At 62.5% G+C, this 24,014-nt stretch carries 22 protein-coding genes; 11 read left to right on the top strand and 11 right to left on the bottom strand.

Annotated features, from left to right (window positions below; genetic code table 11):
- Nucleotides 1-41 precede the first annotated feature (41 nt).
- From ACWPVA_RS00730 to ACWPVA_RS00745, 4 genes are all read right to left on the bottom strand, one after another.
- Nucleotides 42-953 carry a dihydrodipicolinate synthase family protein gene (locus ACWPVA_RS00730; protein ID WP_454285839.1) on the bottom strand — a complete coding sequence of 304 codons (912 nt, stop codon included), beginning with the start codon at nucleotides 951-953 and terminating at the stop codon, nucleotides 42-44.
- 160 nt (nucleotides 954-1,113) lie between these two features.
- Complete coding sequence (locus ACWPVA_RS00735) at nucleotides 1,114-2,256, bottom strand: M24 family metallopeptidase (RefSeq protein ID WP_454285840.1); 1,143 nt, start codon at nucleotides 2,254-2,256, stop codon at nucleotides 1,114-1,116.
- A 35-nt stretch (nucleotides 2,257-2,291) separates the two neighbouring features.
- A complete protein-coding gene (locus tag ACWPVA_RS00740; protein WP_454285841.1) occupies nucleotides 2,292-3,554 on the bottom strand; it encodes an NAD(P)/FAD-dependent oxidoreductase in 1,263 nt (420 codons plus the stop codon).
- Between the two features lie 49 nt (nucleotides 3,555-3,603).
- Nucleotides 3,604-4,326, bottom strand: coding sequence for a GntR family transcriptional regulator (locus ACWPVA_RS00745; protein ID WP_454285842.1), 723 nt, complete (start codon nucleotides 4,324-4,326; stop codon nucleotides 3,604-3,606).
- A 278-nt stretch (nucleotides 4,327-4,604) separates the two neighbouring features.
- Between ACWPVA_RS00745 and acsA the strand changes: the two genes are divergently transcribed.
- Genes acsA through ACWPVA_RS00765 form a run of 4 tightly spaced genes read left to right on the top strand, consistent with a single transcriptional unit; the run spans nucleotide 4,605 to nucleotide 9,818 of the window.
- Entirely contained in the window at nucleotides 4,605-6,353 is a 1,749-nt protein-coding gene (gene acsA / locus ACWPVA_RS00750) for an acetate--CoA ligase (protein WP_454285843.1), read from the top strand.
- Nucleotides 6,350-8,356: a pyruvate dehydrogenase (acetyl-transferring) E1 component subunit alpha gene (pdhA, locus tag ACWPVA_RS00755; protein WP_454285844.1), complete on the top strand. Its 2,007-nt coding sequence runs from the start codon at nucleotides 6,350-6,352 to the stop codon at nucleotides 8,354-8,356. Before acsA ends, pdhA begins: the two co-directional genes overlap by 4 nt.
- Before the next feature lie 2 nt (nucleotides 8,357-8,358).
- Complete coding sequence (locus ACWPVA_RS00760) at nucleotides 8,359-9,567, top strand: dihydrolipoamide acetyltransferase family protein (RefSeq protein ID WP_454285845.1); 1,209 nt, start codon at nucleotides 8,359-8,361, stop codon at nucleotides 9,565-9,567.
- Nucleotides 9,564-9,818: an acyl carrier protein gene (locus ACWPVA_RS00765; protein WP_454285846.1), complete on the top strand. Its 255-nt coding sequence runs from the start codon at nucleotides 9,564-9,566 to the stop codon at nucleotides 9,816-9,818. Before ACWPVA_RS00760 ends, ACWPVA_RS00765 begins: the two co-directional genes overlap by 4 nt.
- Before the next feature lie 89 nt (nucleotides 9,819-9,907).
- Here ACWPVA_RS00765 and ACWPVA_RS00770 read toward each other — a convergent pair whose 3' ends face one another.
- The 3 genes from ACWPVA_RS00770 to ACWPVA_RS00780 are packed head-to-tail and all read right to left on the bottom strand — an operon-like array spanning nucleotide 9,908 to nucleotide 14,117.
- The gene (locus tag ACWPVA_RS00770; RefSeq protein WP_454285847.1) at nucleotides 9,908-11,500 is read right to left on the bottom strand and encodes an acyl-CoA dehydrogenase family protein; all 1,593 of its coding nucleotides are present in this window, start codon (nucleotides 11,498-11,500) and stop codon (nucleotides 9,908-9,910) included.
- A 5-nt stretch (nucleotides 11,501-11,505) separates the two neighbouring features.
- Nucleotides 11,506-12,267, bottom strand: a complete 762-nt coding sequence (locus ACWPVA_RS00775) for an SDR family NAD(P)-dependent oxidoreductase (RefSeq protein WP_454285848.1) — start codon at nucleotides 12,265-12,267, stop codon at nucleotides 11,506-11,508.
- Nucleotides 12,264-14,117, bottom strand: coding sequence for a feruloyl-CoA synthase (locus ACWPVA_RS00780; RefSeq protein WP_454285849.1), 1,854 nt, complete (start codon nucleotides 14,115-14,117; stop codon nucleotides 12,264-12,266). Before ACWPVA_RS00780 ends, ACWPVA_RS00775 begins: the two co-directional genes overlap by 4 nt.
- Before the next feature lie 139 nt (nucleotides 14,118-14,256).
- On the opposite strand from ACWPVA_RS00780, the gene ACWPVA_RS00785 reads away from it, so the two are divergent.
- The 6 genes from ACWPVA_RS00785 (at nucleotide 14,257) to ACWPVA_RS00810 (ending at nucleotide 19,450) form a co-directional block, all read left to right on the top strand.
- Entirely contained in the window at nucleotides 14,257-15,051 is a 795-nt protein-coding gene (locus ACWPVA_RS00785; protein WP_454285850.1) for a crotonase/enoyl-CoA hydratase family protein, read from the top strand.
- 10 nt (nucleotides 15,052-15,061) lie between these two features.
- Nucleotides 15,062-15,532, top strand: coding sequence for a MarR family winged helix-turn-helix transcriptional regulator (locus ACWPVA_RS00790; RefSeq protein ID WP_454285851.1), 471 nt, complete (start codon nucleotides 15,062-15,064; stop codon nucleotides 15,530-15,532).
- Nucleotides 15,523-16,404 (top strand): amidohydrolase family protein, encoded by an 882-nt coding sequence (locus ACWPVA_RS00795; RefSeq protein ID WP_454285852.1) that lies wholly within the window; start codon nucleotides 15,523-15,525, stop codon nucleotides 16,402-16,404. Before ACWPVA_RS00790 ends, ACWPVA_RS00795 begins: the two co-directional genes overlap by 10 nt.
- Nucleotides 16,405-16,447: 43 nt before the next feature.
- Nucleotides 16,448-17,563, top strand: a complete 1,116-nt coding sequence (locus ACWPVA_RS00800) for a C4-dicarboxylate TRAP transporter substrate-binding protein (RefSeq protein WP_454285853.1) — start codon at nucleotides 16,448-16,450, stop codon at nucleotides 17,561-17,563.
- A gap of 67 nt (nucleotides 17,564-17,630) precedes the next feature.
- On the top strand, nucleotides 17,631-18,146 hold the full coding sequence (locus ACWPVA_RS00805) for a TRAP transporter small permease (RefSeq protein WP_454285854.1): 516 nt from the start codon (nucleotides 17,631-17,633) through the stop codon (nucleotides 18,144-18,146).
- Entirely contained in the window at nucleotides 18,143-19,450 is a 1,308-nt protein-coding gene (locus ACWPVA_RS00810; protein ID WP_454285855.1) for a TRAP transporter large permease, read from the top strand. The genes ACWPVA_RS00805 and ACWPVA_RS00810 overlap by 4 nt, the downstream gene beginning before the upstream one ends.
- A 190-nt stretch (nucleotides 19,451-19,640) precedes the next feature.
- Here ACWPVA_RS00810 and ACWPVA_RS00815 read toward each other — a convergent pair whose 3' ends face one another.
- Nucleotides 19,641-20,552: a methylenetetrahydrofolate reductase gene (locus ACWPVA_RS00815; RefSeq protein ID WP_454285856.1), complete on the bottom strand. Its 912-nt coding sequence runs from the start codon at nucleotides 20,550-20,552 to the stop codon at nucleotides 19,641-19,643.
- Between the two features lie 207 nt (nucleotides 20,553-20,759).
- Here ACWPVA_RS00815 and purU point away from each other — a divergent pair, with 207 nt between their 5' ends.
- Nucleotides 20,760-21,608 carry a formyltetrahydrofolate deformylase gene (gene purU / locus ACWPVA_RS00820; RefSeq protein ID WP_454285857.1) on the top strand — a complete coding sequence of 283 codons (849 nt, stop codon included), beginning with the start codon at nucleotides 20,760-20,762 and terminating at the stop codon, nucleotides 21,606-21,608.
- Nucleotides 21,609-21,621: 13 nt separating this feature from the next.
- Here the strand turns inward: purU and ACWPVA_RS00825 are convergent, their stop codons facing one another.
- The 3 genes from ACWPVA_RS00825 to ACWPVA_RS00835 are packed head-to-tail and all read right to left on the bottom strand — an operon-like array spanning nucleotide 21,622 to nucleotide 23,834.
- Nucleotides 21,622-21,942 (bottom strand): YciI family protein, encoded by a 321-nt coding sequence (locus tag ACWPVA_RS00825; protein ID WP_454285858.1) that lies wholly within the window; start codon nucleotides 21,940-21,942, stop codon nucleotides 21,622-21,624.
- 4 nt (nucleotides 21,943-21,946) lie between these two features.
- Entirely contained in the window at nucleotides 21,947-22,789 is an 843-nt protein-coding gene (locus ACWPVA_RS00830) for a class III extradiol dioxygenase family protein (protein WP_454285859.1), read from the bottom strand.
- The gene (locus ACWPVA_RS00835; protein WP_454285860.1) at nucleotides 22,782-23,834 is read right to left on the bottom strand and encodes an alpha/beta fold hydrolase; all 1,053 of its coding nucleotides are present in this window, start codon (nucleotides 23,832-23,834) and stop codon (nucleotides 22,782-22,784) included. The genes ACWPVA_RS00830 and ACWPVA_RS00835 overlap by 8 nt, the downstream gene beginning before the upstream one ends.
- Nucleotides 23,835-24,014 lie beyond the last annotated feature (180 nt).

A 24,014-nucleotide genomic window follows, 5' to 3' on the forward strand; every position in this document is an offset into this window, starting at 1 on the left:
GGCTGGCGGCCCGGATTTCTGCGGACGGGCCGGAGTGCGGCTCAGGCGGTCTTTGCCGTCTTTGAGGGACGGGTGGCGGCTGCCTTTTCGACCATGGCGGTGATCTCGGCGCGGCGGGCGCCCTGAAGGATCATGCGCGGCATGCGGACGCGCTCGGAACCACGGCCCATGATCTGTTCGGCGAGCTTGATGGTCTGGACCAGATCATGCTCGGCATCGAGATGCAGCAGCGGCATGAACCAGCGGTAGATGCGGCGGGCTTCTTCCCAGTCGCCACGGTCGATGGCGGCGATGAGCGCAACCGATTCCTGCGGGAATGCGCTGGTGAGCCCGGAGACCCAGCCCTTGGCGCCGAGCATCATGCCTTCGAGGGCCACGTCGTCGAGGCCGGCGAAGATGTCGAAACGGTCGCCGAATTCATTGATGAGGTCGGTGAAGCGGCGGGTATCGGGGGCGCTTTCCTTGACGGCCTTGATGTTGGCCACGCCTTCGAGCTGGCGCAGGACGTCCGCGCCGATGTTGACGCGGTAGGCCGGCGGATTGTTGTAGAGCATGATCGGCAGCGAGGTTGCCTCGGCGACCGTCTTGAAATGGGCGACCAGTTCTTCGGGTTTCGGCACATAGACCATGGCGGGCAGCAGCATCAGGCCGTCGGCGCCGGCCTTCTCGGCGTCGCGGGCATAGGCGACGGCGCGGCGGGTATCGAATTCGGAAACGCCGGTGATGACCGGAACGCGGCCGGCGACGACTTCGACGGCCCCCTTGAGGATGGCGCGCTTTTCATCGGGATCGAGCGAGTTGTTCTCGCCGCAGGTGCCCATGACGATCAGGCCGTGCACGCCGTCGTTGACCAGCGCGTCCTGCACCCGGCGGGTGTTTTCGAAGTCGATCGACAGGTCTTCGTTGAATTGGGTCGTTACAGCGGGAATGACGCCGCGCCAGCCAGTGGTCATAGCAATCTCCTTGGGTTGGTGTGATATATCAGTATACAATTTGTCGACAGGCGACAAGGAGGGGCGCAGGAATTTTCTTCTATTGGGTGGGCGCGCCGGATACCCTCAAAGATCCCGCATTGATGCCAGACTTCCGCCGGGCGTTGATACTGCGGGTGAATCAGGCGAACGGTTCGGTCGGTCCCTTTGCCGGCGGGGTGAACCACTGCGGTCCGCTTTCGGTGATGTGGATATGGTCTTCAAGGCGGATGCCGAACCGGCCGGGCACGACGATCATCGGCTCGTTGGAAAAGCACATGCCCGCTTCGAGAGGGGTGCGATTGCCGCGGACGATATACGGTTCCTCGTGGATCTCGAGTCCGAGCCCGTGGCCGGCGCGATGGGGCAGGCCGGGCAGTGCATAGTCCGGGCCGAGCCCGTACCGGACGAGTACGGCGCGGGCGGCGGCGTCGAGGCTTTCGCAAGGTGCGCCGAGCCGTGCGGCGTCGAACACGGCCTGCTGGGCTTCCCGCTCGATCGCCCATATCCGCGAGAACTCAGCAGTGGGTTCGTCGAGCATATAGGTGCGCGTCAGGTCGGAATGGTAGCCGTCGAAGCGGCAGCCGGTATCGACCAGAACGACGTCACCCGGCTTGCAGACCTGGTCGCCATCGGCGCCATGCGGTAGCGAGGTGGCCTCGCCGAAGGAAACGATGCAGAAGCTCGAGCCGCCTTCGGCCCCCAGTGCGCGGTGCTGGTCATCGATGAAGCGGATGACTTCGGAGGCGCGGATGCCGGGCCTGATCAGGGCGTGGGCACGCCTGTGGACATCGAGCGTGAGGTTCATGGCGTACTGGATGATGGCGATTTCCGCGTCTGACTTTTGCAGGCGCTGGCGGCGGATGACCGGTCCGCCGTCGATCAGGCGCTCGGGGCCGAACTGGCGGGCCAGCGCGTGATAGGCGAAGAGGGGCAGGGCATCGTCAAGTGCCAGCGTTGCCTGGCGGGGAACCAGCGATGCGACGAGAGCGACGCTGCTGTCCTCCTCCTGCCAGACGTGGATTTCGCCCGGCAGATGCGGCAGGCTTTCGACGCGGCTCTGTTCGAAGCCGGGCACGATGTAATGCAGTCCGTCCGGGGTCACGATCGCGCCGAGAAGGCGTTCGCTCTGGTGCCAGACGAGGCCGGTGTAATAGCGCAGGCTTTCGGTCGAGCCGAGCAAAATGGCGCCGATCCCCTTTTCGGTGAGGGTGCACCTCAGCCGCGCCAGGCGGACGGCTCTTTCCTCGTGCGAGATCGGGGTGAAGGAAGGTTGGACGCTCATCGGCATGTCTCTCTCGGATCGTCGGGATAGAGGGTTCATGGGCCCCGGCGGAAACGGCCGGGACGGAAGGGGTCAAGGGAAAGGCTGGTGGGGCGGCCGGCGGCCAACTCGCCGATCAGCCTGCCGGTCGCGGCCGACTGAGTGAGGCCGAGATGGCCGTGGCCGAAGGCATAAAGGACCGCGGGGCTTGCGCTGGAGCGGCCGATGACCGGAAGGCAATCCGGCATGGAGGGGCGGAAGCCCATCCATTCACGCCCGCCCTCGGTCTTCAATTCCGGCAGGAAACGTAAGGCTTTGGCGAGCAGCGCCTTCGAGCGGCGGTAGTCGGGCGGAAGATCGAGCCCGCCCAGTTCGACGGCACCGCCGACCCGAATGCCATCCGCCAGCGGGGTGACGACGAAGGCATGGTCGTTGAAATAGAGCTGGCGCTGAAGCGCAAAGGCCTGGGCGGGGAGCGTCGTGTTGTAGCCGCGCTCGGTTTCGAGCGGCAGCGGATCGCCCAGCCGTGCGGCAAGCGCCTTCGACCAGGCGCCGCCCGCGACGATGACGGTTCTGGCGGTGATCGTCGCGCCATCGACGAGTGCGATCAGCGCGCCATCTGCAAGCGGTGCGATGTCCTGGACTTCACCTTTCCGGAGCGTGCCGCCACGGGCTACGAGGCGATCGGCGACTGCCCGGGTTAGGCCCTTGGGATCGTTCACCTGGATGCCGGCGGGCGAATACATGGCGTGGCGGAATTGTGGGGCGAGGCCCGGCTGCAGCCGCTCGATGTCCGCTCGCTCGACACTGGTGAACTGGAAGCCAGCCTTTTCCTTTTCCAGCCAGTCTGCAGCCGCGGCGTTGAAGCTTGCTTCGCTATCGTAAAGATCCAGCGTTCCGGTCGTGTCGAAGAAACCCGAGAGTTCCGGGGTTTCCCTTATGCGCTCCATTTCGGCGGCGGCGAGCCGCATCATATCCGTTTGCGCGGCAATCCCGCGCGCGAAGGTCTGGCGGGCGCTGGCGCGCCAGAAATGGAAGAGCCATGGTGCGATCTTCAGCGCATAGGCTGGCGGCACGCTCAACGGGCCCAGGGGATCGAGCAGCCATCTGGGCGCCTTGAACATGATGCCGGGGGAGGCAATGGGGATGATCTCGGGAAAAGCGAGGATGCCGGCATTGCCGGCGCTCGCCCCGGCTGCGACCTCTTCGCGTTCGATGAGCAGGACATTGCGGCCGTCGGCTTGCAGATAGAGGGCGGTCATGACCCCCACGATCCCGGCCCCGATGACGACGGCATCGGCCTCTGTCTCCGCACTCATAGTATCTTCCTGTTCAGTTTTCGTTGATGGTTGCGACCAATCCGTTTCGTCAGGGATCGCTGATCGCCACTGCCTTGTTCATGTCGCGGGCGACATAGTCCTGGATCTGTCGGACGATCTGCGCCGCATGGGCAATGGCCAGCCGGTCGGCCTCGTCGATGTTGCCGGCCTCGATCGCTGCGATGATGTGCTCGTGTTCTTCCACATATTGCAGGGGCAGCCGGTCGTCGAAGGTGGAATAGTAGAGGCGCAGGATGCGTCGGCCCTCATCGAGAAGACGGGAAAAAAAGCCTGTGTAATAGGGATTGCCAGCCAGTTCGGCGATGGCGACGTGGAATTCGCGGTTGGCCTCGATCATTGCATAGGCGTCGCGTGCCCTGACCGCGGCTTCGAATTCGCACTGGCGCTCACGGATGGCGGCCATGCGGACCGGGTCCTTGCGGCTGGCGGCTCCGCGGGTGGTGACGCGGTACATCAGCATCATTGCGTCGAAATAGGGTGGCAGGCTGGCGAAATCGATCGTCGAGACGATCGTGTTGCGGTTCGGCAGGGTCGTCACCAATCCGTCGGACGAGAGCCTGAGCAGCGCCTCGCGCACTGGGGTCCGAGACATGCCAAAGCGCTCCGAAAGCCGGACCTCGTCAAGTGGGCTCCCGGGAGGCAAACTCATCGAGAGGATTTCCTGTCGCAGTCGGCTGTAAACCGTTTGCGTGCCGGATCCTCGCGAGCGTGGCGCCTCGGATAGAATGTCGTCTGCCGTCGATTTTGTCATGGCCGAGCCGGTGCCTTATCACTGGTGTATATGGCTTTCCTGTATGCATATTGTCGACATCGTTCTCCCGCAACTACTTTGTGAGGGGTGAAACGGGAATGCTACCTATTCGCGGAGGATAACGATTGACTGAAGTCAATGCCGTCAGGTTGCGCATTCGTTGATATAGCGAATAGTGTGGGAGCTGGCGCCCCGGTCAATCGGTGGTCACAAAGATGCCTTCGGGCGGATCAAGTGCAGCGGAAATATCCAACGGACGGACGGGAGGCCGAACGGAAATGGATGTCCTCGTAAAAACGCGCGAAGATATAGAGGGTGCAAATTTTCCAAGTTATAACGCCTTGCTGGAGGGTTTCTCCTGGGAACGCGCAAGGTCCTTGCTGGATGGGCTGCCGGAGGGCGGCCTCAATATCGCCCATGAAGCCATCGACCGGCACGTCGCCAAGGGACTCGCAGCCAAGACCGCCATCCGCTGGATCGCCAAGGACGAAAGCCGCCATGATTTCACCTATGGCGACCTGAAGGCTCTCACGAGCCGCTTTGCAAACGTCCTGCAGTCACTCGGCATCGCGAGGGGGGACCGGGTCTATGCGCTGCTGGGGCGCGTGCCCGAGCTCTACATCGCCGCACTTGGAACGCTCAGGTTCGGCGCGGTCTTCTGTCCGATGTTTTCCGCCTTCGGTCCGGAACCCATCAAGGCGCGTATGGAGATCGGCGGAGCGCGCGTGCTGGTAACCTCGGCGGCGCTCTACAAGCGCAAGGTTGCGGCCTGGCGGGATCAATTGCCCAACCTGGACGAGATCCTCATCATCGACTGCGAGGGCGAGACCCTCGAGGGTACGCGCGACCTGCGCAAGCTCTTGGCGGAATCCTCTCCGAATTTCGACGTGGCGCACACCGCGCCCGAGGACATGGCGCTCCTGCATTTTACCAGCGGCACAACGGGCAAGCCCAAGGGTGCGGTGCATGTGCACGAGGCGGTCGTCGCCCATAACGTGACGGGCAAGATCGCGCTCGATTTTCACCCGGACGACATCTTCTGGTGTACGGCCGATCCTGGCTGGGTGACGGGCACGTCCTATGGCATCATTTCGCCGCTCACCAACGGCGTGACGATGATCGTCGATGAGGCCGAGTTTGACGCGGAGCGCTGGTATCGCATCCTGGAAACCGAGCGCGTCAATGTATGGTACACGGCGCCGACCGCGATCCGTATGCTGATGAAGGTGGGGGCGGGTCCGGTCAGGGCGCATGATCTTTCGCACCTGCGGTTCATGGCCAGTGTCGGGGAGCCGCTCAATCCTGAAGCCGTGATCTGGGGCAACGAGACCTTCGGCAAGCCTTTCCATGACAACTGGTGGCAAACCGAGACGGGCGGAATCATGATCGCCAATTACGCCGCCATGGATATCAAGCCAGGTTCGATGGGCAAGCCCTTGCCCGGCATAAAGGCAGGGATCGTTGCGAAAACAGAAACTGGCGTCCGTGTGGTCGAGAAGCCCATGACCATCGGCCAACTGGCGCTGAAGCCCGGATGGCCGTCGATGATGCGGGCCTATCTGCATGAGGAGGAACGCTACAGAAAGTGTTTTGTAGGTGGCTGGTATCTCACTGGCGACCTCGCGATGAAGGACAGGGACGGCTATTTCTGGTTCGTCGGGCGCGACGACGATGTGATCAAGAGTTCCGGGCATCTCATCGGCCCCTTCGAGGTGGAGAGCGCGCTGATGGAACACCCGGCCGTCGCGGAAGCCGCGGTCATCGGCGTTCCCGACGAAACCGCCGGCGAGGTGGTCAAGGCCTTTATCGCGCTGAAACCCGGATACCAGCCCAACGAAGAATTGGAACTCGACGTTCTTGGCCATGCCCGTCGGCGTCTCGGACCGGCCGTCGCACCCAAGCAGATCGTCTTCCGGACCAACCTGCCAAAGACCCGTAGCGGCAAGATCATGCGACGGCTTCTCAAGGCCCGCGAGCTTGGCCTGCCGGAAGGGGATATTTCAACGCTCGAAAGTGATGAAAAATGAGCAACACCAGCAGCGTGAAGCCACATCTCACCCGCGAGCATTCGCTGGGTCTCCTGAAGCACATGATCCGCGTCCGCAGATTCGAGGATAAATGCGCGGAACTTTATACGCAGGAGAAGATCCGGGGCTTCCTTCATCTCTACGACGGTGAGGAGGCCATATCGGCTGGCGTCATCCCGGTCCTCGAGGAAAAGGACCGCGTTGTGGCTACCTACCGCGAGCACGGACATGCGCTGATGCGCGGGGTCCCGATGGGCGAGGTCATGGCCGAGATGTACGGCAAGGCGGAGGGCTGTTCGGGCGGACGAGGCGGATCGATGCATCTCTTCTCCCGCGAGCGGAACTTCTATGGCGGCAACGCGATCGTCGGCGGTGGCTTGCCGCTTGCCGTCGGTCTGGCGCTTGCCGACAGCATGCGGGCGGAAGATCGCATAACCGCCTGCTTCTTCGGTGAAGGGGCGGTTGCCGAAGGCGAGTTCCATGAAAGCCTCAACCTCGCGTCGCTCTGGGGCCTGCCGGTCCTCTTCATCTGCGAGAACAATCGCTACGCCATGGGAACCGCACTGGAGCGTTCGGAAGCGGAGACCGACATCCACCGGAAGGCGGAAAGCTATGCCATCATCAGCGAGGTGGTCGACGGGATGGATGTGGTTGCCGCGGAGGCCGCCGCCCGGCGGGCCATCCATACGATCCGCGAAACCGGGAAACCCTATTTCCTCGAATTCCGCACCTATCGCTTCCGCGCCCATTCCATGTTCGATGCGCAGCTCTATCGCGATAAGGCCGAGGTCGACCTGTGGAAGGCCAAGGGGCCGATTGTTCGTTTCCAGACCTGGCTGACGGAGAACGGCATCGTTCATGACAACGATATTTCGGAAATCGAAGAGGCCGTGGCCGGGGAGATCAACGAGGCGGTGGCCTTCGCCGAGGCCGGAACGTGGGAGCCCGTCGAGACGCTCTCGCGCGATGTCTATGCCAGTGTGCGGCCTGTCGCGCCGCCCAAGATCGAGCCATCGGGTGAGACCGTCGAGATCAGCTATCGCGACGCGATCAAGGCGGCGATCGTAGATGCGCTCGAACGGGACGCGCGGACCTTCCTGATGGGCGAGGATGTCGGCCAATACGGCGGCTGCTATGCGGTCAGCAAGGGCTTGTACGACCGGTTCGGCCCGCAGCGCATTCGCGACACGCCACTTTCCGAATCTGGCTTCACCGGAGCGGGAATCGGAGCCGCTGTCGCGGGTATGCGTCCCATCGTCGAGGTGATGACGGTTAACTTCTCATTGTTGGCGCTCGATCAGATCCTCAACACCGCTGCCACCTTCCGGCATATGTCGAATGGGCAGTTTGGAGTTCCCGTCGTCATTCGCATGGCGACGGGGGCTGGCCGACAACTGGCCGCCCAGCATTCCCATAGCCTTGAGGGCTGGTACGCCCATATTCCCGGCATCCGGGTCCTTACGCCGGCCACCCTCGAGGATGCGCGCGGCATGCTTTGGACGGCGCTGGAGGATCCCGACCCGGTGCTGATCTTCGAAAACGTGATGTTATACAATCGTACCGGACAACTCGCGACGAATGCAGGGCCGGTCGATATCGATCGCGCTGCCATCCGGCGCGAAGGCAGGGACGTTTCCCTGATCACCTATGGCGGATCTTTGTTCAAGACGCTCGATGCGGCCGAGCAGCTTTCGGGCGACGGGATCGACGCCGAGGTTATCGATCTGAGAACCCTGCGCCCGCTCGATATGGAAACGGTTCTTGCTTCGCTCGCAAAGACGCATCGCGCCGTGATCGTCGATGAGGGATGGAGGTCCGGAAGTTTGGCCGCAGAAATCGGAATGCAGCTCGCCGAGCGCGGGTTCTTCGACCTGGATGCGCCGCTGGTGCGCGTCTGTAGCGAGGAGGTGCCGATACCCTATCCCGCCCATCTCGAACAGGCCTCCATTCCGCAGGTCGGCAAGATTGTTGCTGCGGTCAAGGCAATGTTTGGAAAGGCGTGAGCATGAGCACCTTTCGAATGCCGTCTCTCGGTGCCGACATGGAGGCAGGGACGCTGGTCGAATGGCTCGTCGCGCCCGGTACAGCCGTGAAACGTGGGGACGTGATCGCCGTGGTGGAGACCCAGAAGGGTGCGATCGAGATCGAGGTCTTCGAGGACGGCGTCTTTCGGGAAAGTCTTGTGTCGATCGGCGACCGATTGCCGGTCGGCGCTGCGATGGCGACGATCTCCCATTCCGGAGAGGGAGAGGCCCGTTTGGAGCCGACGGAGCCGGCGCCGGCTGGGGGGATGGCCGAAATTGCTGCGACAGCGCCTGCGCCGGTCGCAATTGAAAGGCCCGCACCGACCGAGCTGGAACGGTCGCCTGTCGCCCGCATCCTTGTCACGCCGGCGGCACGCCGGCTCGCGCAACAGTCTGGGATCGATCTGAAAGGCCTGCGCGGCACGGGACCGCAGGGCGAGATTATCCTTGCCGATATCACTGCGCCGATGAAGATCTCGGCCGTGCCGGCAGCGGCGGAACGCGCGGAATCCGGCGCCCAGGAGACCATGTCCGGAATGAGGGCGGCGATCGCCGCGGCCATGGCGCGCTCCAAGCGCGAAATCCCGCATTACTATCTCGCGCATACCGCGGTATTGACGAAGGCCGATAGCTGGCTTTCCGCCTACAATGCTGACAAGGAGCCCGCGCAGCGGATATTGCTCGGCGCTCTCTTCATCAAGGCGGTGACGAAGGCCGTGAAGAAATACACTGAATTCAATGGTTTCTATTCCGACGGTGCTTTCACCGCCGTCTCGAGCGTCCATGCCGGCGTTGCCATCAATATCCGGGGCGGCGGGCTTGTCGCGCCGGCCATCCACCAGGTGGATCAACTGGCTCTGCCGGAACTGATGGAAAAGATGCGCGATCTCGTCACCCGCGTGCGGGCCGGTCGCTTTCGCGGATCGGAGCTCGCGGACCCGACCATCACCATATCGAGTCTCGGTGAACGTGGCGTGGAGACGCTTTACGGCGTGATCTACCCGCCGCAGGTGGCCATCATCGGCTTCGGCACGCCGGAGACGGGAGCCGTGGTCGAAGACGGGATCGTCACGGCGCGTCGGATCGTGCGCATCACCCTTGCCGGCGATCATCGGGTGAGCGATGGGCATCGCGGCGCACTTTTCCTCAATCTGATTGCAGAATTGCTCCAGCGCCCGGAGGCACTATGACCGCCCAAGAGATTGCCAGCGCCCTCAAAATGGAACTGCATCGGATCGCGCCCGACATCGATGCAGATGCCATCGACCCCGATGCCCTGTTGCGAGAGGAGTATGACATCGACTCGATGGATTTTCTCAATCTGGTGGCGGCGCTGGGCAAACGCTTCGGCCTTCCGATGCCGGAAGAGGACTATCCGCGTCTGTCGACCTTTTCCGGGATTGTAACTTATCTCTGCGAAAAGACCGGGACCCCAGACTGAGCTTTGCCCTTGTGCCGCAAGGCTCGATGCTCTCTGGCCGCTGCCAAGGCGGTGCGACAAGCGAGGAACCGCGCCAACAACTGGCCAACTTAGAACCGAGCGGTTTCTTGGGGAGAGGCCAGTTGTAGCCTCAGAGCCATCCAGGCCGAAACCGCGCCCCAAGCGGCGCTCATATAGTCGTTCGCCTGATAAAGGGCGGTGTCCGGATCTGCCTGCAGCGCCATCATGCGCGTGCTGAGGTCAACGAAGTCATCAAGGATGCGGAGGGCATCCGCCGCTTCATCCGGGTGCCGGACCGCCTGGGCCTCGATCTCTTGGCGCGCGCGCTTTTGGAAGACGCGAAGGCCGCGACCTTCCTCCCGCCAGAGCCTTCGCGTCAGAAAGTCCAGCGCCTGCATGCCGGTCGTGCCTTCGTAGATGGTCATCACGCGGGAATCGCGTAAGTATTGCTCGAGCGGCCAGTCTCGCGTGTAGCCGGCGCCGCCAAGCACCTGAATGGCGGCATTGGCGACGTCGAATCCGGCGCCAGCGCCGAAATTCTTGATGAGCGGCAGCATCCAGCCCGCAAGATCGCCAAGCTCCCGGCGAAGATCCTCATCCGCTTCGAGGCGGGCAAGATCCATCACGGTGGCGAGTTCCAGCACCGCGGCCCGCAGCACTTCCGTGCGCGATCGGATATCATGCAGTTGACGACGCACGTCCGGATGGTCGGCGATCGGCACCGGGGGGCGTTCGGGCGGCCCGCCCTGGCGACGCTCGGCGGCGTAGCCTTCCGCGATGTCGGCGGAAGCGGAGGCGATTCCGAGCCCCTGGCAGGCGGTCAGCAGGCGCATCAGCTCGATCATGGTAAAAAGCTCCGGCAAGCCGCGCCCTTGCTCGCCGATCATCACTGCGCGTGCGCCTTCGAAGCGTAGCGCGCAGGTGGGCGAACCGTGCAGCCCCATCTTGTCCTCGATCCGATCGAGCGAGACGCCATTTGGCTGGCCGTCGATCAGATTGGGGACGAGAAAGAGACTGAGACCCCGCGTGCCCGGTACATCGTCGGTGCGCGCAAGCAGGCAATGGCCGATCCGCGCGGTCATGTCGTGATCACCAAAGGAGATCCAGATCTTTTGTCCGCTGATGCGCCATCGACCGTCGATGAACTCCGCCCGGGTGCGTAGCCGCCCGACATCCGACCCAGCCTCCGGTTCGGAAATGCAGATGGTCGCCGCCCAGTCGCCGGCTGTCAGTTTCGGCACCCATTCGGCGGCGACCGCCCCATCGGCAGCCTTGGCCAGGAGGTGGGACGCCGCGCGGCTTGACCCTGCCGCCATCATCAGTGCTACGCAGCCCCGTTCGAAGAGTGGCGCGCAAACTGCCTGAACGGTGATCGGCAGTCCCTGGCCGCCGAAGGTCTCCGGCACATCCATGCCCAGCCAGCCGGCTTGCGCGTATTGGCGATAGGCGTCGGCAAAGCCTTTCGGTGTGCGGACGCGGCCGTCCGTCACATCGCAGCCCTGGCGATCGCCGATCGTGTTCAGCGGCTCAAGCACACGCTCGGCGAAAGCGGCGGCCTCATCGATGATCGCCTCTATTGTCTCGTCATCGCAATCGGGGTGCAATGCCTGGACCCGCTTCCAGCCGGGCGTGACCTGAAGAAGCTGTGTGGTCCGTGCCGCCTGTCGCGCAAAAGCTGACATGCGGGTCACTTCGGCTGCATGCGGATCGCCCCGTCGAGGCGAATGACTTCGGCGTTCAGATACTGGTTCTCGATACAGAAGCGGACAGCATCCGCATATTCCGTCGGGTTCCCGAGGCGCGAGGGATAAGGAATGGCAGCGGCCAGGCTCTGTTGCACCTCGGTGGGCATGGATTGCAGCAGCGGCGTGGCGAATATGCCCGGCGCGATGGTGTTGACCCTGATGCCGAAGCGGGCGAACTCGCGCGCCGCCGGCAGGGCCATGGACACGATCGCGCCCTTGGAGGCCGAATAGGCCACTTGGCCGATCTGTCCGTCGGTCGCTGCGACCGATGCCGTATTGACGATCGAGCCGCGCGCCTTGTCGTCAAGTTCGGGCAATCCCGCCATCTGCGCCGCTGCGAGCCGCATCATGTTGAACGTTCCGATCAGATTGACGCGGATGACCTTTTCGAAATCGGCGAGCGGCATCGGCCTCTCCCGGCCGATCACCCGGGCGGCAGGGCCGATGCCGGCGCAGTTGACGAGGATTCTCAGCCCATCCCCGGCTTCGCCGGCGCGGGTGATCGCCCGTTCGGCATCCGCCTCGCTCGCGACATCGCCGGCGATGGCGATCCCGCCGATGTCAGCCGCAACACGCGCGGCAGCGCCCTCGTTGAGATCCATCACATGGACAATCGCGCCGCGGGCGGCGAGCATGCGGGCAGTCGCTTCCCCAAGACCCGATCCGCCGCCCGTCACCAGCGCGCTGCTACCCTCGATCTTCATTGTGCCATCTCCTTCTCGAAACGAATGACGTCCCTACCACCTTCATAGAGAGCGGCAACCAGATCGGCGCGATGCGACAGCATTGCACGCTGATTTAGGGAGCCCTTGTCGGTTACCTCACCACGCTCGAAGCGGGGCGGATCTTTCAGCAGCATGATCCGCATGACGCGGGTCGCCGAGCCGGACGCCGAACGCGCATGTTCGGCGAGCTTCTCGGCCAGGGCGGCATGGACCTCTGGGTGTGCCAGGATTTCGGCATCGCTCATGCCGTTGCTTTCGCCAACCAGAGCCCTCAAGGCGGGAAGGAAGGGCACGACCAACGCGCCGAGCTCATCGCGGTCGGCGCCGGTGATGACGGCATCGCGGATGAGGCCGCCGAACTGGTCGACAAGCTGGGCCCGCAGCTTGCCGACGGAAACCCAGGTGCCGGTCTGCAGCTTGAAGTTCTCGGCGGTCCTTCCGTCGAAGAAGAAACCGTACCTGGGATCGCGGTCGACGGCGAACTTCACCGCATCGCCGATCATGTAGAAGCCCTCCTCGTCGAAGGCGGCGGCTGTCAGCTGCGGGCTGCGCCAGTAACCGGGCGTGACATTGGGGCCCTTCAACCGGAGTTCAAACTTGTCCTCGACGGGAACCAGCTTCAGGGTGATGCCCTGCGCCGGAATGCCGATATTGCCGGGTCTGTCCTGCGGATCGGTGCAATAGAGCGAAAACGGCGCCGTCTCGGTCGAGCCAAGACCGGTGCCGATGTGCACAGGCTCGCCGCCCGCCTTTATCGAAAGCTCTTCGAGGGCATCCCAGGTGTGCTGCGCCATGCCGGCCCCGGCATACATCAGCATCTTCAGGTCGCGGAAGAAGGTGTCCCTGAGCACCTCGTCTTCACGCATCGCGTGGACCAGCATCTCGTAGCCGGCCGGCACGTTGAAATACCAGGTGGGCGAGACCTCGCGGAGATTGGCGATGGTCTCGCGGATCGCCGTAGGCGTTGGCCGACCCTTGTCGATATAGAATGTGCCGCCATTATAGATGACCATGTTGAACACCTTGTTGCCGCTGGCGGTATGGTTCCAGGGCGCCCAGTCCACGACGATCGGCGGATCCTCGCGCAGGAACGCGTAGCAATCGGCGACCATTTCCTGGTTGGAGCACAGCATGCGCTGGGTCTGAATCACCGCCTTCGGCGAACCTGTCGTGCCAGAGGTGAACAGGAACTTCGCCACAGTGTCGGGGCCGACAGCGGCATGGGCCGCATCGACCGCCGGACCGGCCTCGACATCATAGAGATCGGACAGCAGGCGAAACGGCCGGTCGGACGGTGGATTGCGCAGGCAGGCCACCGGGATGTCGGGCGAGAAAGCCGCCGTGATGGCGGCATGAAACGGGGCCGCATCTTCGGCGAAGATGAGGCCGGGGGTGATCTGGCCGACAATGTCCTTCAACTTGTCGAAGTCGTTCGACACCGTGGCATAGGCCGGCGAGATCGCCGCCGAGGGAATGCCGACATGCTGCGCAGCGAGTGCCACCAGCGCATGGCTGATCGAATTGTCGGACAAGATGATCAGCGGGCGCTCGGCAGATAAGCCGAAATCGAGAAAGAACTGACCGATCGCCCGAATTCGGGCCATGGCCTCGCCATAGGAGAGCTTGATCCAGCCGCCCTGACCGTCGCGCTCGGCCATCCATATCCGGTCCGGCACCGTCTCTGCCCAATGGGCGAAACGCTCTGTAATCTTGTCGGGATAGGCCCCGAGCGCATCGTTGCGCCAGATCAGGATAGAGCCATCGGGTTTCTCTTGCCACTCAAGCTCGGGTGACCATAGCTTGATGTCGCGCATGTGCCTTGTCGTCATGACTCTCCTCCCAGAATGCCAGCAACGATATCAATAGCCCCTCCCGGGCGTTGGAATTTTGTTTACAAAGAAACAATCCCCTTGTAAACAATCGACAAGAAAACAAAATCAAAACACATCTGATCGAGGAGCACCCATCATGGGCCTGGACGCGGCATCGCATTTCGTAACCTATGAAACCGTGGGCGAGATTGCGCATATCGGCCTGAACCGGCCGGAAAAACGCAATGCGATCAGTGACCGTTTCGTTGAAGCCATTGCGGACGCCGTCGCCAGGGCCGAGCGTGAGGCGAAGGCCGTCGTGCTCTACGGGCACGGCAATCATTTCTGCGCCGGCCTTGATCTGGCCGAACACGTGAAGAAGTCGGCGATCGAGGGTGTGCGCGGCTCCCGCCGCTGGCATGCCGTCTTTTCCGGTATCGAGCACGGCACCATCCCGTGGTTCTCGGCCCTGCATGGTGCGGTGGTCGGTGGCGGCCTGGAACTGGCGGCCTCAACCCATATTCGCGTCGCCGACGAGACTGCGTTTTTCGCTCTGCCGGAAGGGCAGCGGGGCATTTTCGTGGGCGGCGGCGGATCGGTACGGGTTGCACGACTGTCAGGAGTGGCGCGCATGACCGACATGATGTTGACCGGCCGTGTTGCCTCATCTGCCGAGGCGGAGCGTTGGAACCTCGTGCAATACGTCGTTCCGGCCGGCCAGGCGCGCCAGAAGGCGCACGATCTGGCGGTGGTCGCGGCCTCGAACGCGGCGCTGTCGAACTACGCCGTCATCAATGCCTTGCCGCGTATCCAGGATATGGCGAAGGAAGACGGCCTCTTCGTCGAATCCTTCATCTCCTCGTTCACCGCCACCAGCCCGGAGGCGGAAGAACGGTTGCAGGCCTTCCTCGATAAACGTGCGGCGCGCTTGAAGGCGCCCGGCGCGAATTGAGGAGAGCGTCGTGGATCTGTCTCTCCGCAGCATCGATCAGGTGAAGGTGGGGTCGCTTGCCGGTTCTCTCGGCTTCCTGCTGCGGCTGGCGCAGTTGCGCGCCTTTGAGGATTTCTTTTCCGACCGGGGGCCGCGCGACCTGAAACCCGGCGAATTCTCCGTCCTCTGGGTCATCGCCTGCAATCCCGGCATCCGGCAGAGCGCGCTCGGCCAGCGGCTGATGATCAAACGCGCCCACATGACCAAGCTGGTCCGCGTTCTGGAGGAACAGGGCTTCGTTTCCAGGCGGATCCCCGATGCTGATCGGCGCGCGGTGGAATTGACGTTGACGGAGGCGGGCCGGGATGCCGTCGAGACGGCCGCCGCCGCCTTTTTTGCTTACGAGGAAACGACCGGCGCGCCGCTCAGCAAGGGCGAACAGGCCCAACTGATCGCGCTTCTGCAGAGATATGTCGGTTTGGAGGAGGACACATGCCGATAAGCATCGATGATCTGGTCGCGATCGACTTCCACACTCACGCCGAGGAACCCTGCTGCGGCCCGCGCGACGACGGATATGACGAGTTCCAGGCCGGAATGGCCAATTACTTCAAGAATCCGGCCGGAGCACAAGGCATGCTTCCGACCGTTCAGGAGACGGCAACCTACTACCGCGAGCGCAAGGTCGCCTGCGTGATCTTCCCGGTCGATGCCGAACGGGAGACCGGTTTCCGCCGCTACGAGAACGAGGAAGTCGCACGGATCGCGGCAGAAAACGCCGACATCATGATCCCCTTTGCCTCGATCGATCCGGCCAAGGGCAGGCTCGGGGCCCGCGAGGCCCGGCGGCTGGTGCGCGAATTCGGCGTCAAGGGTTTCAAATTCCATCCGACCATGCAGGGCTTCTATCCTTATGACCGCAGCGCCTATCCGCTCTATGAGGCCATCGCCGAGGAAGGCGCGATCACGCTGTTCCATACGGGCCAGACCGGCGTCGGCGCCGGGATGCGCGGCGGCATGGGCATGCGGCTGAAATATTCCAACCCGATCCATCTGGACGATGTCGCGGCCGATTTCCCCGACATGCCGATCATTCTCGCCCACCCCTCCTTCCCCTGGCAGGAGGAGGCGCTCTCCGTCGCGACCCACAAGCCCAATGTTTACATCGACATGTCCGGATGGTCGCCGAAGTATTTTCCGCCGATCCTGATCCGCTACGCCAATACCATGCTGAAGCACAAGATGCTGTTCGGCTCGGATTGGCCGGCGATCACTCCGGACCGGTGGCTCAAGGATTTCGAGACGATCGAAATCCGTGACGAAGTCCGTCCGCTTATCCTGAAGGAAAACGCGCGGAGACTGCTGAAACTTTAAAATCCATCGCCCGTAACGTGTTCTGAACTGGGAGGAAATGAGCATGAAACGTATTTTGCACTTGATGATGGGGCTTGCTGCCCTGGTTGCCACTACCGCCGATGCGCGCGAATTGCGTGTCGCACCCGGCGCACCGCCCGCCCATCCGTCCAACAGCCACCTTTATGGAAAGCTCATCGAATATTTGCCGGAGGTCTCAGGTGGAAACCTGACCGCGCAGATGCTCGGTCCCGAAGTGGTCGGGCTCGGCCAGATGAAGGACGCGCTGCAAAGTCAGCTCGTCGAAGTGGGTAACCTGCTGCCGCTCTATTTCCCGGCCGACCTGCCGAACATGTCGTTGGCCGGGGAACTCGCGCTGTCCGGTCGCGAGCCGCACGCCATGGCGGCGGCGATGACGGAATACATGGTGACCTGCGAAACCTGCCAGACGGAGCTGAAGAAGTTCGGCGTTGTCTATCTGGGGTCGGGCTCCTCGGACGTCTATGCGCTCCTGACCAAGACGCCGGTCAAGACCGTGGCCGACATCAAGGGCCTGCGGCTGCGCAGCGGCGGTGCGCCTTTCTCGCGCTGGGCTGAGAACTTTGGCGCCGTACCCGCCAATATCGGCGTCGGCGACACCTTCGAATCCATGTCGCAAGGCGTGATCGACGGCTCGATGGCCTCGATCGGCGACCTGCTGTCGTTCCGGCTGGTGGAGCTGGTGAAGAACATTACCTTCATACCGCTCGGCACCTACCATGCGACCTCGGATTTCACGGTCGCCAATTCCGCTTGGGAGAGTCTCTCGCCCGACGAGCGCAAGCAACTGGCAACCGCCGCCAACAAGGCCAATGTCGTCTTCACGCAGCGCTGGGGCTATGAGATGGCTTCCATCGCCAAGGACGCAGCGCAAAAGGCGGGCATCCAGTTCCTCGAGCCCGATGCTGAATTCCTCAAGGCATCCGAGGCTTTCGCTGAGGCGGACATGGCGACTGCCGCCAAGGTCTCGCAGGAGCGCTTCGGTTTCGACGACGCGCAGGCTCGCGTCGAGCGCTTCGTCGCTCTGGTCGAGAAGTGGAACGGCATCGTCAAGGAAGCAAACGGCGACACGGACGCGATCACCAAACGCTTGGACGAGGAAGTCTGGAGCAAGATCGACTTTGCCAGTTACGGCATATGAGGTCCGGGCCGGCGGGTCGATCCCCCGCCGGCCGGTCTGACTGAAAACGCCTTTCAAAGGGTCCTTCATGTCCCAGATTAGCAACCTTGCCGACAGACTGTCGCGCATGCTGGCATTTGTTGGCGCGCTCGGCGTCATCCTGATGATGGTTCACGTCTGCGCGGACATCGTGGCACGCACGATTACCGGTGCCTCGCTTCCGGCCACGGTCGAGATCGTCTCCTATTACTACATGGTGCTTGTCGCCTTCCTGCCGCTGGCATGGGTTGAGCGCAAGGGCGGCATGATCACCGTCGAACTGATGGAACTCATGATGTCGCCGCGCATGGTGAAGATCTCAGACGTGACGGTCGCCGTGCTGAGCTTCTGCATCTATGCGGTTATGGCCTATGCCACCTGGATCACCGCGATCAAGAACTACAGCACCGGGACTTTCGTCGTCGCGTTGCAGGTCAAAATCATCACATGGCCGGGCTATTTTCTGCCGCCGGTAGGCTTCGCGCTCGCCGCACTGATCCTGGCTGTGCGCTTCCTTCAAATCACCACCGGTAGTGTCGATACGGCCCGGGAGAGAGAAGCATGAGCGTTGAGACCGGCTTCTATGGCATCGGAATATTGGCGCTGCTCCTCTTGATGCGGATTCCCGTGGCACTGGCAATGATTGCCGTCTCGTTCGGTGGGATCGCGGTGCTGCTCGGTTTCAAGCCGGCGCTCGGCATCGTCACCTCGACGCCCTACAGTTTCGTGGCGAGCTGGACGATGAGCGCCGTGCCGATGTTCCTGCTTATGGGTTTCATTTCCTTTCATGCCGGGCTCACCACTAACCTCTTCGAGGCGGCGAAGGCGATCCTCTGGCGCGTGCCTGGAGGGCTGGCGATCTCCTCGATCTTTGCCTGCACCGGTTTTGCCGCGGTCAGCGGCTCCTCGATCGCGTGTGCCGCCGCCATGGGCCGGATCGCCATCCCGGAAATGGTTGCGGCCGGCTATCGGCCAAGTTTTGCCGCCGGCGCACTCGCCGCCGGTGGTACGATTGGCGCGCTGATACCACCATCGATCCTGATGATCGTCTACGGTGTCTTTGCCGAGACCTCGATCACGCAGGTCTTCGTCGGCGGCATCGGCGTGGGTATTCTAACGGCCCTGTCCTATTGCCTCATCGTGCTGGCGGTATGCTGGCTAAGGCCCGACATCGTACCGCGCACCCTGACAAAGGTTGCCGGTAAAGGGGGGGGGCGCGCCGCGATCCTGCGCATCTGGCCGCTGGCGATCCTCGTCCTGCTGGTTTTCGGTGGCTTGTTCTCCGGCTATTTCACCGCGACGGAAGCAGGGGCAGTCGGTGCAGGAGGGGCGTTCCTGCTCTCGGCGGTGACCGGCAAACTCAGCATGCAGGTCGTCCGCATCTCTCTCTTGGAGACGCTGACCACCTGCGCGTCACTGTTCATCATCGGCATCGGCGCCTCGATGTTTACCCGCTTCCTGGGCATCACAGGACTTTCCTCTTTCATCGGCTCATTCGTCGCTGGGGCCGATCTCGGTTATGCCGAGCTGATGGCGATCATCGTGGTGATCTATCTCATTCTCGGTATGTTCATGGAGCCCTTCGGTGCCCTGTTGGTGACATTGCCGGTGCTGTTGCCGGTGCTCAAGGCCGAGGGCATCAGCCTCGTCTGGTTCGGGGTTTTGGTGGTCAAGCTGCTGGAGATCGGCATGATCACGCCGCCCGTGGGGCTCAACGTCTTCGTCATCAAGAACGTGGCGTCTCGCTATGTCACGGTGGTGCAGGTGTTCAAGGGCGTGTTGCCCTTCATGCTGGCCGATCTCCTGGTGGTAATCCTGACGATCACCTTCCCAGCAATTGTTCTCAGCCTGCCACAATTGTTCTTCTGACGAAGCGCGGGACAAACTGCGGTCAAAATTGAGAAGGCGGATGCGACACCCGCCTTTCTCCGTTTTCGCCCATGCCAGCTCGGTCCCCAGAAATAGACCGGGGCTTGAGCCATGGAAGAATCTCGCTGGTTGCTTCGGTCTCTTGTCGGGGTGATCGATCCGCATCTGTGCGGCCGGCGGTCTTTCCGCTCTATCCTGGTTGGCTGCTGTTTTCCTGGCGGTCCACCCATTCTCCCGCCGCCTTGATGCCGCCCAGGGGGAAGAGGTGCAATTGCTCGATCAGACTGTCGGGATTTCTCGCCTTATAGTCGGCGAGCCCCGCCACGACCTCGGTCGGCTCGTAGGGAACGAGAAGGCGTGTCACGTCCAGGGCCCGCTTCTGGAGCACCTTCAGGGACGGTCCGACGCCGCACGAAAGCGCATACTGGACGAGGGTCTGCAACTTGGCCGGCCCGGCGATGCCGACATGGATCGGCAGAGTGACGCCGGCACGCTGAATGCGGTCAGCCCAAGTCGTGACGGCGCGCGCGTCGAATGCAAACTGTGTTACGATTGCCATCCTGGCATCGGTCCGGGAGGCAAAATCTTGTTTCCAGGCGAGTGCTTTGTCGACGCTACGCGTCGAGCCGTCCCTGTCGATATCGCGGTTTCCTTCCGGGTGTCCGGCAATATGCAGACGGGAAAAGCCGTGTCGATCGAACAGACCGGTTTCCAGCATCTGGATGGAGCTGTCGAGGCTGCCCGCAGGCTCCTGTTGCCCCCCGCCCAAAAGAAGTGCCTCCTGCACGTCTGCTTCGTTGCGATAACGTTTGATCCAGTCCTCCAGCGTTGCAGAATCGGGAATGCTGCGGGCCGGGAAGTGCGGCATGACCGGGAAACCCTCGTCGCGCAGGCGGCGTGCGGTCGCGACCATGTCTTCAATTGGTGTTCCGGCGATGTGGGCGACATAGACGCGCGTTCCGGCTGGTAAGAGCGTCCTGAAATCGTCGATCTTGGCTGCCGTGCGCGGCATGACCTCGATCGACCAGCCCTCGAGAATGTCCCCCAGACCAGATGACGGTGCTTGCCGGTTCGCGCGGGCCATGAAATTTGACAATGCCATTTTTTCCTCCCAGACACATTTTTGTATACATTGAATGAAGTCAGGAAATCAAGTGATGTCGAAAATTGCCGATTTATATCAGAAAAGTGAACATCTGGCGTTGCCTTGCTCGGTTCTGGAGGCCATAAAAGAATACATTTCGACGGCTGCGTTCGGGAGGTGGTCGCCGCTGTAAAACGCGCAGTGCGGTAGCGACAGGGAGGAAGTATGACCAATTACGTTTTGACCCTGCGCTGCAACAACCGCAGCGGCATCGTCGCTGCAGTGGCAACGCGCATTGCCGCCTGTGGCGGCGACATTTTCGAGGCGCATCAGTTCGACGACGGCGAGACCGGCATGTTCTTCATGCGGGTGGCTTTCGCGATGGAGGGGCCGGTCGAGGTCTTCCGGACGGCTCTGGCCGAAGACGAGAAGGTCTACGGCCTGGATCTGACGCTGCGCGTGGCGGGGCTGAAGCGCAAAGTGCTGCTGCTGGTCTCCAAGTTCGACCATTGCCTGGGAGACCTGCTCTACCGCATGCGGATCGGCGAATTGAACATGGAAGTCGTCGGCATTATCGGCAATCATCCGCGCGAGGCGCTGAACTTGACGCTGATGGAAGGGATTCCCTATCACCACCTGCCGGTCACGCGCGAGACGAAGCTTGAGCAGGAGGCGCAGATCAGGGCTATCTTCGAGCAAACCGGCGCGGAACTCGCCGTGCTTGCGCGTTACATGCAGGTGCTATCGGACGAATTGTCGGCCTATCTGTCCGGCCGCTGCATCAACATTCACCACAGCTTCCTGCCCGGCTTCAAGGGTGCGAAGCCCTATCATCAAGCCCATGAGCGCGGTGTGAAGATGATCGGCGCCACCGCCCACTACGTGACCGGCGACCTCGACGAAGGTCCGATCATCTGCCAGGACGTCGAAGCGGTGACCCATGCCGACACGTCGGAAGACCTGGTACGCAAGGGGCGCGACATCGAGCGTCGCGTACTTGCACGCGCCGTTACTTGGCATCTGGAGGACCGCGTCTTGCTCAACAAGGGCAAGACGGTGGTGTTCGCGCGATAGACGGGAAGAGCGGTTAGCGGCGCAAGGTCATCGGCTCGGCGATGCGGTGTGCCTGGAATGATTCCGGCAGCGGTGTCAGTTCGATCGAAGCGACGATGCCGGCCCTGTTGAACGGGTCGCCCTCGGCAAAGGCACTGGCCTGGGCGAGGTCCGAAGCCTCGAGAATACCAAAATTGCCGATGGATGCGCCATTCTCGTCGAGCAGCGCCGATCCGATGAGCACGACCGCAGCCCCGTCGCCGCCGGACTGAACCCAGGAACGGTGCGCCCGCCGATGGGCATCGCGAGCCGCATCTTGTCCCGCGTGGTGAAGGCAGCGCATGAGGAAGTACATGATCTCAAGCCGCGTTTTCGAGTACGACCATGCCGGCACCCGTCATCGAGGCCGGGGCATGGTAATGCTTGTGGAGCAGGTTCACTTTGGGGTTCATCGCTGCGCGCATGACCAGCCACATGATCAGTTCCGCCCCTTCCGAGCCGAACTGCTCGACATAGTCCTCGCGGCTCATCGCCCTATAGGGTTCAGGGTTAGCGGCGATGCCGTCGAGCCAGGCGCGGTCCGCCGGCTGGTTGATGAAGCCGGCGCGGGCGCCCTGGAGTTGGTGGGAGAGGCCGCCCGTCCCCATGATGACAACCCGCTCGTCGCCCGGCCAGGTTGCGATCGCCTCCCGCAGGACCAGACCCATCTCCCAGCAGCGCTGCGGGGTAGGGATTGGATACTGGATGGTATTGACCCAGATCGGCAGGATCTTGACCGGCCAGCGCTCCGGGCGGCCGAAGAACAATTCCATGGGAACCTGCAGGCCGTGGTCGACCTCGATTTCGCGGCAGACCAGCGGGTCGAAGTGCCGCTCAACGAGCTTGTCGACGAAATGCCAGGAGAAATCGACGGCACCCTCGAAGGGCGGAATGGCACGCGGGCCCCAGCCCTCGTCCACCGGTTGATAGGTCTCGGCGACACCCACGGCGAAGGTCGGCACCTTGTCGAGGAAGAAGGTATTGCCGTGGTCGTTGAAGACGACGACGGCGATGTCGGGCTTTGCTTCGCGCATCCACTGCTTGCCGACTTCGTAACCGTCGAAAAACGGTTTCCAGTCAGCGCTGTCGCGCAGGCCCTTGTCGAGTGCTGCTCCGATCGAGGGAACGTGGCTCGTCCCGATGCCGCCGATGATCTTAGCCATTTCGTTTCTTTCCCAGCCGTTCGTAGAGAAACTCGTCGTGCGACATGCCAGCCTGCGCCGCGCCGATCTGCGTGATCGGGGTCGGATCCACCGCCGCGATTTTCAGGATGAAGAACAGGTTTCCACCGAGCCGCACCATTTCGTGCCAGTCGCGCCGCATCACGGCCGCCTTTTCATCGGCGGTCAGGCCGAAGCGGTCGAGAAAGGCTTCCTCATTGGCCTTGAAGGCCTCGCGATTGGCCGGCTGGCCAAGCGCCATGGCCATCTTGTTGAGCTTGTATCCGCGGATCGATCCCGCGCGATCGAAGAGCGGGGTATCGGGTATGGTTTGCTGTTCCACCATTTCCCCTCCAAATCTGCGGCTGAGCCAGTCGCAGATGGCATTGGTGACGTCCTCAGCGCGCTCGACCGGGGCAAAATGTCCCGCGTTCTCGATGATGACCAGTTCGGCGTCTGACACCGCTTCGGCGATTTCGCGGTGCCGTGGGATGGGGCTCCAGCCATCCTGGCGCGCCGCAATGAGTAGGATTGGGCAATGAAGGTCTGCCATGTAGGCGCCGGCGTCGGGGCGATCGAGCAGGGCGCGGATCTGGCGTTCGTGCACGGCGGGGCCGGCGCGCAGGACCATCGCCTTTAAGCGTTGAAGCAGTTCCCTGTCGTCCGTGCGGGAAGGGTCGAGCATCGGCGGCAGCCACTGGTCGGCCAGAGCCTCCATGTCGCGATTGCCGAGATCGATCATTTGTTGGCGCTTGGCATCCTCTCCGTCCCGCCGGGGATGATAGCCCGTATTGGCCAACACAAGCCCGCGAACGCGCGCCGGCGCCAGATGCGCCATTTCCATTGCGATGCGCCCGCCCATCGAATGACCGATGGCGATCAGATCGCCTTCGATCTCGCCCAGGATGTGCGATGCCATGGAGGAGATCGAGGCTTCGCGCGTGACGTCGGCGTGATGAATCGGCATCAGCGCCTTTGCAGCCTCGGCAATCGGTTGCCATACCGACGAATCGGACAGCAGCCCCGGAATGAATACCAGTGTCGTCAAAACCATGATCCTCCCGGCGCCAACTTGTGGCGTGTATACAGCAAAGTCAAGTGAATGTATACATTTAGCCCGTGCAGTAGCTGGAATGCGCGGCGATGGGCCTGTTTTCTGCCGTTTTGTTCACGCATGTGAATACAGTCGGCGAAGGAGACCGGTTTGATTCTTCAGGCCGCTTTCGTC

Source organism: Rhizobium arsenicireducens (assembly GCF_964021225.1).